Annotated in this window: 13 protein-coding genes; 7 read left to right on the top strand and 6 right to left on the bottom strand. The window is 60.1% G+C overall.

Features of this window, described 5'->3' with window-relative positions:
- Positions 1-189: 189 nt before the first annotated feature.
- The gene (locus BFP93_RS18780) at positions 190-777 is read right to left on the bottom strand and encodes an NUDIX domain-containing protein (protein ID WP_065884722.1); all 588 of its coding nucleotides are present in this window, start codon (positions 775-777) and stop codon (positions 190-192) included.
- A gap of 181 nt (positions 778-958) precedes the next feature.
- Here BFP93_RS18780 and BFP93_RS18775 point away from each other — a divergent pair, with 181 nt between their 5' ends.
- A complete protein-coding gene (locus BFP93_RS18775) occupies positions 959-1,885 on the top strand; it encodes an alpha/beta hydrolase (RefSeq protein WP_065894251.1) in 927 nt (308 codons plus the stop codon).
- Between the two features lie 194 nt (positions 1,886-2,079).
- On the opposite strand, the gene BFP93_RS18770 is transcribed toward BFP93_RS18775, so the two are convergent.
- From BFP93_RS18770 to BFP93_RS18755, 4 genes are all read right to left on the bottom strand, one after another.
- Positions 2,080-3,237, bottom strand: coding sequence for an alpha-hydroxy acid oxidase (locus BFP93_RS18770; protein ID WP_065894249.1), 1,158 nt, complete (start codon positions 3,235-3,237; stop codon positions 2,080-2,082).
- Positions 3,238-3,372: 135 nt separating this feature from the next.
- On the bottom strand, positions 3,373-4,101 hold the full coding sequence (locus BFP93_RS18765; RefSeq protein ID WP_141687990.1) for a DUF72 domain-containing protein: 729 nt from the start codon (positions 4,099-4,101) through the stop codon (positions 3,373-3,375).
- Positions 4,098-4,529, bottom strand: coding sequence for a DNA methylase (locus tag BFP93_RS18760; protein ID WP_065894246.1), 432 nt, complete (start codon positions 4,527-4,529; stop codon positions 4,098-4,100). The genes BFP93_RS18765 and BFP93_RS18760 overlap by 4 nt, the downstream gene beginning before the upstream one ends.
- Positions 4,530-4,531: 2 nt before the next feature.
- On the bottom strand, positions 4,532-4,756 hold the full coding sequence (locus tag BFP93_RS18755) for a hypothetical protein (protein WP_065894245.1): 225 nt from the start codon (positions 4,754-4,756) through the stop codon (positions 4,532-4,534).
- 196 nt (positions 4,757-4,952) lie between these two features.
- Between BFP93_RS18755 and BFP93_RS18750 the strand changes: the two genes are divergently transcribed.
- Together BFP93_RS18750 and BFP93_RS18745 are read left to right on the top strand one after the other, a co-directional pair.
- Positions 4,953-5,456, top strand: coding sequence for a DUF4142 domain-containing protein (locus BFP93_RS18750; RefSeq protein ID WP_065884728.1), 504 nt, complete (start codon positions 4,953-4,955; stop codon positions 5,454-5,456).
- Positions 5,457-5,486: 30 nt separating this feature from the next.
- Positions 5,487-6,047 (top strand): type 1 glutamine amidotransferase domain-containing protein, encoded by a 561-nt coding sequence (locus BFP93_RS18745; RefSeq protein ID WP_065894244.1) that lies wholly within the window; start codon positions 5,487-5,489, stop codon positions 6,045-6,047.
- Positions 6,048-6,107: 60 nt separating this feature from the next.
- On the opposite strand, the gene BFP93_RS18740 is transcribed toward BFP93_RS18745, so the two are convergent.
- Complete coding sequence (locus BFP93_RS18740; protein ID WP_065884730.1) at positions 6,108-6,314, bottom strand: PLD nuclease N-terminal domain-containing protein; 207 nt, start codon at positions 6,312-6,314, stop codon at positions 6,108-6,110.
- Positions 6,315-6,593: 279 nt separating this feature from the next.
- On the opposite strand from BFP93_RS18740, the gene BFP93_RS18735 reads away from it, so the two are divergent.
- The 4 genes from BFP93_RS18735 to BFP93_RS18720 all read left to right on the top strand — a co-directional run bounded on the left by BFP93_RS18735 (position 6,594) and on the right by BFP93_RS18720 (position 9,896).
- Entirely contained in the window at positions 6,594-7,070 is a 477-nt protein-coding gene (locus BFP93_RS18735) for a hemerythrin domain-containing protein (protein ID WP_065894243.1), read from the top strand.
- 534 nt (positions 7,071-7,604) lie between these two features.
- Positions 7,605-8,213, top strand: coding sequence for an SCO family protein (locus BFP93_RS18730; RefSeq protein WP_065894241.1), 609 nt, complete (start codon positions 7,605-7,607; stop codon positions 8,211-8,213).
- Complete coding sequence (locus BFP93_RS18725) at positions 8,213-8,695, top strand: copper chaperone PCu(A)C (protein WP_065894239.1); 483 nt, start codon at positions 8,213-8,215, stop codon at positions 8,693-8,695. Before BFP93_RS18730 ends, BFP93_RS18725 begins: the two co-directional genes overlap by 1 nt.
- 202 nt (positions 8,696-8,897) lie before the next feature.
- The gene (locus BFP93_RS18720) at positions 8,898-9,896 is read left to right on the top strand and encodes an NAD(P)H-quinone oxidoreductase (protein ID WP_065894237.1); all 999 of its coding nucleotides are present in this window, start codon (positions 8,898-8,900) and stop codon (positions 9,894-9,896) included.
- The last annotated feature ends 210 nt before the right edge of the window (positions 9,897-10,106 follow it).

Here is a 10,106-nt window from a genome sequence, read left to right as displayed (position 1 = left end):
TCAAGCCTGCGTTCGGCCAGCGTGGTTTAACGGGGCGCCTAGGATCAAAAGCAGATCAAGATCAAGAGCGACTCGCTTCGCATCGTGGTTACGGGTGGGCGCTACAGCGTTGTGTCGATATCTATGGCCATCGGGGGCAAGACGAATCGTCGCACCGCCACTCCCTCATTTTGCTCGTCAGGCTCCCCCCTACCAACGCTCTTTCAACATCCGCAGTTCCAGATGCTGCAACAGCATGATGGTCTTGCCATCCACAATCTCCCCGCTGGCCACCATCCCCAACGCCTGCTCGAACCCCAGTTCCAGCACTTCGATGTCCTCGCCCTCTTCCGCCAGGCCGCCGCCGGCGCCAACCCGGTCGCCCGCCTGGTATTCGCCGGTAAAGAAGTGAATGCGCTCGGTCACCGACCCCGGGCTCATGAAGGCCGCATAGACTTTTTCGACATGCCCCACGCGGTACCCGGTCTCTTCCTCGGCTTCCAGGCGGATGCGTTCTTCGGGACTGGCGTTGTCGAGCAACCCGGCCGCCGCTTCGATCAGGTAACCGGGGTAATCATTGACGAAAGTCGGCATGCGGAACTGGCGGATCAGCAGCACCGTGCGCTGCTCGCGGTTGTACAACAGGATGGTCGCACCGTTGCCCCGGTCATACACCTCGCGGGTCTGGGCTTGCCAACTGCCGTCGCGACGGCGCAGGTCGAAGCTGTATTTCTTCAAGAGGTACCAGTTGTCCGAAAGGGTTTCTTCGGCGGTGATGCGCACGGGGCTGTTGTCCATGGTCGGGCCTTTGCTCAAAGAAGCGGAGCATCGCGTGCAGGCCATGCAGCGTCAAGCCGGTTGCCCGGATGGGTCGCTGCAACACTTTGCAAGCAATCCTGCGTCACGGCCGTCGTATTAATTTTTGCTCTGCCCGGGCCATCTGGTACAACCCGAGCTTGGCTTTTGTACTGGAATCTTCATGTCAGCTTTTTCCATACCCCGCCGGGGCCTGCGCCGGTTTGTGCTGCTGTGCATGGCCCTGCTGATCGTCGGCCTGCCGGTCGGCTGCGCCGTGCTGCAACACAAGGAGCGCGAACTGGTGTTTCGCATCGAGCCGGGCACCGCAGGCTGGTACACCGGCCTGCCAAGCGCCGTGCAGGAGTTCGATATCAAGCCCGCCACGTTCAAATCCGGCCAGAATATCCATGGCTGGTGGTACCCGGCCGCGCGCAAGGATGCGCCTGCGATCCTCTATCTGCACGGCGTGCGCTGGAACCTCACCGGCCAGCTGTTTCGCATCGAACAGTTGCACGCTTTGGGCTATTCGGTGCTGGCCATCGACTATCGCGGTTTTGGCAAAAGCCAGGGCGACCTGCCTTCGGAAACCACGGTGTATGAAGACGCGCGCATCGCCTGGGAACGCTTTCAAACCTTGCAGCCGGACCCCGGCAAACGCCTGATCTACGGCCACTCCCTGGGTGGCGCGGTGGCCATCGACCTCGCGGCCGAGTTGAGCAGGCAGGTGCCGTTGCCGGTACGCGGGCTGGTAATCGAATCCACGTTCACGTCCCTGGGGGATGTCGCCACGGCCGTTGCCGATACCTCACTGCCGGTGCGCTGGTTGCTGTCGCAGAAATTCGATTCCATCGACAAGATGGCCGATATCCATATGCCATTGCTGGTGGTGCACGGCCTTGATGACCGCTACGTACCACCGCGTTTCAGCCAGCAGTTATTCGAAGCCGCCCAGGAACCCAAGCGGCTGTTACTGGTACCGGGGGCCGGCCACAACAACAGCATGAGCCTGGCCGGGCGCAATTATGGTGTGGCGCTGGACAAGCTGATGCAAACGACGATGCCATCACCGGTGGTCAGCCACTCCACAGGGCGAGACGGTGACTCATAAACGCACTTTTCGGCACTGGCTTGGCCAAGGCCTGTCAAGCGCAAACCCTGCCCATATTGGCCGTCATTGAAAGTTGATCAAATATTGATCGCAGGTTAAATCGCCAATGCTGCCGGGGCCTTGCAAAGTTATCCACAGAGATACCCACGGTTTTCGTGGACAACTCTTTTTACTTTTCCGTTTCTTTTTGCCCATCAAACGCCGTCAGGAAACGTGCCAGGCAGCAGGATCTCGCGATTCACATCGCGTATATCGTTATAGCCACACAGCGCCATCGACACATCCAACTCACGGGCGATGATCTCCAGCGCTCTGGTCACGCCCGCTTCGCCCATCGCGCCCAAGCCATACAGATGCGGGCGTCCGATCATCGTGCCCCTGGCGCCCAGCGCCATGGCCTTGAGTACGTCCTGGCCGGAGCGAATGCCACCATCGAGCCACACCTCTATCCGATTGCCCACCGCCTCCACAATCGCCGGCAATTGGCTGATGCTCGACGGCGCACCATCCAGCTGACGGCCCCCGTGGTTGCTCACCACCAACGCATCGGCGCCGGTATTGACCGCCAGGCGTGCGTCTTCCACATCGAGGATGCCCTTGATGATCAGCTTGCCGCCCCAGCACTTCTTGATCCACTCCACATCGTCCCAGCTCAAGCGCGGGTCAAATTGTTGGGCAGTCCACGCCGACAGCGAACTCATGTCGGCCACGCCCGTCACATGCCCGACGATATTGCCGAAACCACGACGCCGCGTGCCGAGCATGCCCATCACCCAGCGCGGCTTGGTCATCATGTTGAGGATGTTCGGCAGGGTCAGCCTGGGCGGCGCCGACAAGCCATTGATCAAATCCTTGTGACGCTGCCCGAGGATCTGCAGGTCCAGCGTCAACACCAACGCATCAACACCCGCCGCCTTGGCCCGCTCGATCAAGCGCTCGATAAACCCGCGATCGCGCATCACATACAACTGGAACCAGAAGGGCTGGCCGACGTGCTCGGCGATGTCTTCCAGCGAACAGATGCTCATGGTCGACAAGGTATAGCGCAGGCCAAAAGCCGCAGCGGCGCGCGCGGTGAGGATCTCGCCATCGGCGTGCTGCATGCCCGCAAGGCCGGTAGGTGCCAGCGCCACCGGCATGGCCATGTCCTGGCCAATCATGCTGGCGCGGATCGAACGTTCATCGATATTGCGCGCCACGCGTTGACGGAATTTGATACGGGCAAAATCGCTTTCATTGGCCCGGTAGGTGCTCTCAGTCCAGGAGCCGGAATCGGCGTAGTCGTAGAACATGCGGGGCACACGTTTTTGCGCAAGCTTGCGTAAGTCTTCGATGGTTGTGATCAACGACATCGGGTCACCTCTCCCTGAACTGAACCCAGAGAGTAACCGGCGATCGCCCAGGCAACCAGCCATTGCGTTTATCTCGCGAGCTGTACACGGCGGCGCCCTGCCCCGGCCCAGGTAAACCGGCGAGGCTTTTTTCAATCAGGTCGGGAGGTGCGACCGATGAAGGTCCAGCAGGTCCAGGGCATCGGCGATCGCATGGCCGCTGGCGGTGTTATCGAAGATGCACCAGGTGGGAATGCCCTCCTCCATCGACTGGCGCAACAACCGCGCATACGCCTGCACCCGCTCATGCCCATAAGCGCTGTGATAAATGCGAGGCGAGCCATGCAGGCGCCAATAATGCACGCCGTGCCAGGCATCGCCTGTGGCAATGACATCGGGGTCGGCGGTGACCCAGCCAATCTCCAGGGCTCGCAACAGACTCCCAGCCGCCAGCCAACTGGCATGGCGCGGCTCCAGCACTACGGCGCCGGCAAAACCCTGGCGCAGCGCCTCGAAAAAGGCGCGGGCAACCAGCGGTTCATAACTCAAGGACGGCGGCAGCTGAACCAGCAGGCAACCGAGCTTTTCGTGCAGTTGCAGGCATTGCGCGAGAAACTCGTTCAGGGCGCTGGCGCACTGCTGCAAGCGCAGCTCGTGGGTGATCCGCTTGGGCATCTTGACCGAAAAACGAAACCCCGCAGGCACCGAATCGCGCCAGCGCGCGTAGGTTTTCGGCAAGTGGGGCCGATAAAACGAACTGTTGATTTCCACCGCATTGAAACGCGAAGCGTAGCGCTGCAGATGCGTGCCTTGCCCAAGGAAGGCCGGCCAATGCTCGCGGGGCAGGCTCCAGCCAGCACAGCCCACATACAGCGGTGCTGTCAAAACAGCACCGTGGCCGCATCGCGCATGAAAATCTCGATGGTCTTGGGCCCGACGCCGTCGAACTCACCCAGGCGCCTTTCGAACGCCTGGCGGTCGTCGCTGGCCTCAAGCATCCGGGTGATGCTGCCGCTGTAATCGGCATTGAGTTTTGCGCTCAGGTCCAACAGGCGCTGGGCCGTGGTTTCGTCGTAACGCACGTAATGCGCGCGTCCCAACATGGCGACCAGTTGCCGCGACGTGCAGTGCTGCAATTTACGCGGCGTGTCGCGGCCCTCCTCTTCAATGATCACCCTGTACGCCTGCGCGGCAATCGGCGCCTGAATGCGCTTGCCCATCAGGAAGCTGGCGATAAACCACTTGAACAGGCTGCTGTCATCGCCAGGCTTGAGCTCGATTCCCAGTTCCGACGCGCTGATGGAACGGGCCATGCTCACTGCCCCTTGCTGAGCTGTCCCTTGCTGAGCTTCTCATTGATCGCATCGGTCTGGCGCTCAAGGTCCTTGATCGAGGTAGGCGTCACCACTTTATCGATGGTTTCGGTCCTGGGGTTCGGACGTTCCAGGGACTGCCCTTTAGTGTCGTCGGCATTGCCCTTTTGCGCGTCTTCGGAACTGACGGGCGCGGGGGTTTTATCGGCGGGCTTGTGATCAGTCACGGTGCTATCTCCTGGTAATGACAGGTCACCCACAGTGGCGACCCTATGCAGCAGAACCCTGTGAATTTGGATTAGTTCAAGGAAATTGCCACGCTTGCCGTTCGGTCAATGCGTGCAAAAAAAATTTAAACCTTTTACCCGGGCGCCGGTTCAACAGTCTCGTAACGGCAACACGCCATTTCCAAGGAGAGACACCATGACGACTCGACTGATGAAACACATGGGCCTGACATTCGCGCTGGTTGCAGGCTCGATTTCCACCGCGATGGCCGCCACCTCCAACGACTTTGTCGAGAGCGCCGCCCAGGGCGGTATCACCGAGGTGGAAGCCGGCAAACTGGCGCTGGAAAAAAGCAGTTCGGCGGACGTGAAGACCTTCGCGCAGCACATGATTACCGACCATACCAAGGCCAACCAGGAACTGATGGCACTGGCGAAAAAACTCGATATCGAAGTACCGGATGACGCCGCCCTGACTGACAAGGCGAAGAAAGCCATCCTGGAAATGCGCGATGAATCGTTCGACAAGGCCTACGCCAACAACCAGGTGGACGCCCACGAGAAAACCGTCGCACTGTTCAAGAAGGAAGCAGAGTCCTCGGACAACGCCGAGTTGAAAGCTTTCGCCACCAAGACCCTGCCGACCCTTGAAGCACACCTGGAAAAAGCCAAGGCGCTGCAAGGCAAATACGCCCATTAATTCACTTACCCAAACAGGAGACACCCGCTTATGAGTGCGCAACTCAACGGTAAGAAAATCCTGATCATCACCTCCAATACCGGCATCGAGCGCGATGAACTGCTCAAGCCTCTGCAAGCCCTGCGTGGTTTCGGCGCGACCGTGACGCACGCCTCCAGCAAAGGTGGCACTACCCAGACCTTCGTGGGCGATACGGAAAAGGACCAGACCGTGGAATCCGACGTGCAACTGTCGGACGTGATCGGCAGCGACTTCGACGCGCTGGTCATCCCTGGCGGCACCGTCAATGCCGATACCCTGCGCCAGGACAGCGCCGCGCTGCGCTTGATCAGCGAGTTCGCCCAGGCCGGCAAGACCATCGCGGCCATCTGCCACGGCCCGTGGACGTTGATCGACGCGGGCGTGGTCAAAGGCAAGACCCTGACTGCGTTTAAAAGCGTGCGTATCGATCTGGAGAACGCTGGCGCCGCCAGTGTGGTCGACGCCCAGGTGAAGAAATGCAAGGCCAATGGCTGGACCTTGATCACCTCACGCACGCCGGACGATTTGCCGGCGTTCAATGAGGCGATTGCCCAGGCTGTTGCGGGTTGATCCGTCCACCGCAATAAAAACAGGCGCCCCATGGGGCGCCTGTTTTTTTAACTGAACGCTTCAGTGTTTACGTGGTTGCGCCATCTCGCGCTTGGGCCCGAACATCGCCCAGGCGATCAGCCCCAGCAGGGGTACGAAGATCAGCACCACCACCCATAAGCCCTTGGTCTCCCAGCCGCCGGTACTGCGCAACACGATGTTGATGGCCCACAGTTCCAACAGCAGCAGAATCACTGCCAGTACGATCCAGATATATTCAATTTGCATGCTTCACCTCCTGAAGTCTAAGGGTTAGGTCAAGCAAATGCGCCAGGGGTTCCATCGAATTGTTCAGCAACGCACTTCAACGGCGGCGGCGGTTGTGCGTTGTGCAATCCCGGCAACCCCCGATCATGCAAGCTGCACGACAACCACCCGACGGGTTGACGCCATCCATTTGATTTAAAACATAATTTACTGGCCTGAGAAGTTGGTACGCGTGATGCAATGAGCTTACTCACGAGGCGTGCGTTTCGACATGCCCGACCATTACCCGTGAGGTTCCACATGAATGCCATCGACCTTCTCAAAGCCGACCACGAACGCGTCAAGACCCTGCTGACCCAATTGAGCGAATCCACCGAACGCGGGGTGAAAAAACGCACCGACTTGCTGGCCAAGCTGGAGATGGAAATCACCCTGCACACCAAGCTGGAAGAAGAAATTCTCTACCCTGCTTTCAGAAAAGCCGGCGGCAAGGAACAAGACATCATGTACCACGAAGCCAAGGAAGAGCACCGCACCGTCGACTCATTGGTGCTGCCCGACCTGAAGCAGACCGACCCGTCCACCACCGAGTTTTCCGGTCGAGTCAAAGTGGTCAAGGAGCTGCTGGAGCACCATATCGAAGAAGAAGAAACCGAGATGTTTCCAGAGGCCAGGAAGCTTCTGGGCAAAGCGGTGCTGGAGGAACTCGGGGCTGAAATGGAAGCGATGAAAGCGGCTCATAAAAAGGCCATGACGAGTAAACCAATGGCTGCGTAAGGCCTATTGGTCACGTTGTCTGCGCTTTGATTGGCGCAAGCGCCAGGGCCTGTTTACCGGCCCTGACGCCTTATCCTCAGCAACCAGGCCAGACAAAATACGATTGCGACGGTAACAGCGCTGCATACGAGGCAGGCAAAGTAGTTCGAGATGTTGCTGCAAGACAAGCCAGCCCACCCCTTGTCGGAAAATTATCGGCTGACCGCCGTCCACTGCGCCTGACTGGCCGCCGTGGCCATCAAGCTGTTGACCGATCATGTGCCCATGCCCCCAAACCGCGTAGGAACAGGTTCACCAGTACGCAGGAGTACAGGGCCCAGGCGATCAGCGCCCGCTCGAGGCAGCTCGATTTCATCACCGCGACCCTACCACCGAAGCCACAAAAGGATAGAGCGCAGCGCGCACCTGTGGCAGAACGTCGCAGATTACGCCGGGGCCCAGGGTTGCTAGACTCTGCACCCTTCTCGTTACTCCTTTTCAAAGCCGGGTGGGCAACTCCAGAGCCATTCAGGCGTTTCACAGGATGCACAGTTGATGAGTACGTTATTCACCCGCCGCAAAGTGCTGACCGGCATGGGCCTGTTGGGCCTGGGCAGCCTGCTGGGCGGCTGTGACTACAGCCCCAAGCTGGATTTCAAGTACGGCAAGGACCTCAGTGACAAGATCATGGGGCGCACCTTCAAGCTCAAGAACACCGACGGCGAAACCGTCACCCTGAGCTCGTACCGTGGCCTGATGCCCGTGGTGTTCTTCGGCTTCACCCAGTGCCCGGCGGTCTGCCCGACCACCCTGGCGCGCGCCGCCCAGGCGAAGAAGCTGATGGGCCGCGACGGTGAAATCATGCAGGTGGTGTTCATCACCCTGGACCCCGAGCGAGACACCCCCGAGATACTCGATAAATACGTCAAGGCCTTCGACCCCAGCTTCGAAGCCCTGTATGGCACCCCGGAAGAAATCGCCGTGGCCGCCAAGGAATTCGGGATCTTTTATGAAAAGATCCCCGCCGGCGACACCTACACCCTGTCCCACACCGCCACCAGTTTCGTGTTCGATACCCGTGGCAACCTGCGCCTTGGCTTGCAGGCATCCCTTACCGCTAAAGAGTGCGCAGAAGACCTGCTCACCGTCATGGAGGTCTGCTAATGACTGCCGTTCAACACCTCAAGCGTCTCACCCTAGGCCTCACCCTGCTCGGCCTCGCCGCCCACGCCAGCGCCCAGGTGCAAGTGAGCGACGCCTGGGTACGTGCCACCGTGCCGGGCCAACCGTCCAGCGGCGCCTTCATGACCGTCACCGCCGACAGCGACAGCCAATTGCTGCGCGTGTCTTCACCAGTGGCCAAAGACGTGCAGATCCATGAAATGAGCATGAAAGACGACGTGATGCGCATGGGCCCGGTGGACTCGGTAGCCCTGCCCGCAGGCAAAGCCGTCAAGCTCGACCCGAATGGCTACCACGTGATGCTGATGGGCCTGACCGGCCAGATCAAGGAAGGCGACCAGGTGCCGCTGACCCTTACGGTAAAAGACGCCAAGGGCACCGAGCAGACCATCGAAGTGGAAGCGCCAGCGCGTGGTTTGGATGGGATGGATCGTAGCCACATGGACCATAGCAAGATGCACTGAGGGGCGAACTCTCTGACACTAGGATGAACGCTATCGCACGCTCAATGGGTTCGGTTCGCAACCACTCGTGCAAAACCTGACCGATGGGGAAGGTTGGCGCCATGGTGGTTGCACTGCAGCTGGAAGCGGGCATGATCTGGCTGAACCGTCGACCGCTCGCTATGGTCCCAACCCGTACGCTCATCGTTAAAGGAACCCATCCATGACCCTGCCTCAAGAAATGACCCTGATCGAAATCACCGCCCCCGGCGGCCCCGACGTGCTGCAGCCGCGTCGCGCAGACGTGCCGGTGGCAGGCCCCGGCGAGATCCTGATTCGCGTGCATGCCGCCGGGGTCAACCGTCCCGACGCCCTGCAACGTGCCGGCAAATACCCGATGAAACCCGGCATGAGCCCGATCCCCGGCCTGGAAGTGGCCGGTGAAGTGGTGGCGCTGGGCGAAGGCGTGCATCAATACGAACTCGGCGACAAGGTCTGCGCACTGACCAATGGCGGCGGCTATGCGCAGTTCTGCGCGGTGCCGGCCAGCCAGGCGCTGCCGATTCCCGAAGGCATGGACTGGATTCAAGCGGCGGCCGTGCCGGAGACCTTCTTCACCGTCTGGGCCAACCTGTTCGGTCTCGGCGGCGCCTGCAACGGCCAGCGCGCGCTGATCCACGGCGGCACCAGCGGTATCGGCACCACCGCCCTGATGCTCTGCCGGGAATTCGGTATCGAGGCATTCGCCACCGCCGGCAGCGCCGATAAATGCGCGGCGATCGCCAAGCTCGGGGCGCAGCCGATCAATTATCGCGAAGAGGATTTTGCCCAGGTCATCGCCGAGAAAACTGCAGGTAAAGGCGTCGATGTGATTCTCGACATCATGGGTGCCTCCTACCTCAACAACAACCTCAAGACCCTGGGCATGGACGGCCACCTAGTGATACTGGGCTTCCTCGGTGGCGCCAAGGCCAATGAGGTGGACCTGCTGACCATACTCGGCAAACGTGCGGTCATCACCGGTTCCCTGCTACGCGCACGCACCCGCGAAGAAAAGGCCGCCATCGCCGAGCAGTTGCGTGAACACATTTGGCCGGTGCTGAGCGAAGGGCGTTGCCTGCCGATCATCGACAAGGTGTACGAATACACCGACGCCGCCCAGGCACACGCCCGCATGGAAGGTGGCGACCATATCGGCAAGATTGTGCTGCGAGTCGAATAAACCAGACAGCTCCCTGTGGCGAGTGAGCTTGCTCCCGCTGAAGCATAGGTATCTACACAACTCTGTAGCCCCCAACCGTAATCACGATGCGAAGCGAGTCGCTCTGGCTCTGGCTTTTGATCTGCTTTTGATCTCAGGCGCCCCGTTAAACCACGCTGGCCGAACGCAGGCTTGAATCCGTGGGTAACCCGGCAGGACGCCGGGTTAGCC

This window comes from Pseudomonas sp. 44 R 15 (genome assembly GCF_900004965.1).
GTDB classification, from domain to species: domain Bacteria; phylum Pseudomonadota; class Gammaproteobacteria; order Pseudomonadales; family Pseudomonadaceae; genus Aquipseudomonas; species Aquipseudomonas orientalis_A.
Note: the sequence above shows the minus strand (reverse complement) of the source record. Positions and strands in the feature narration are given on the sequence as shown.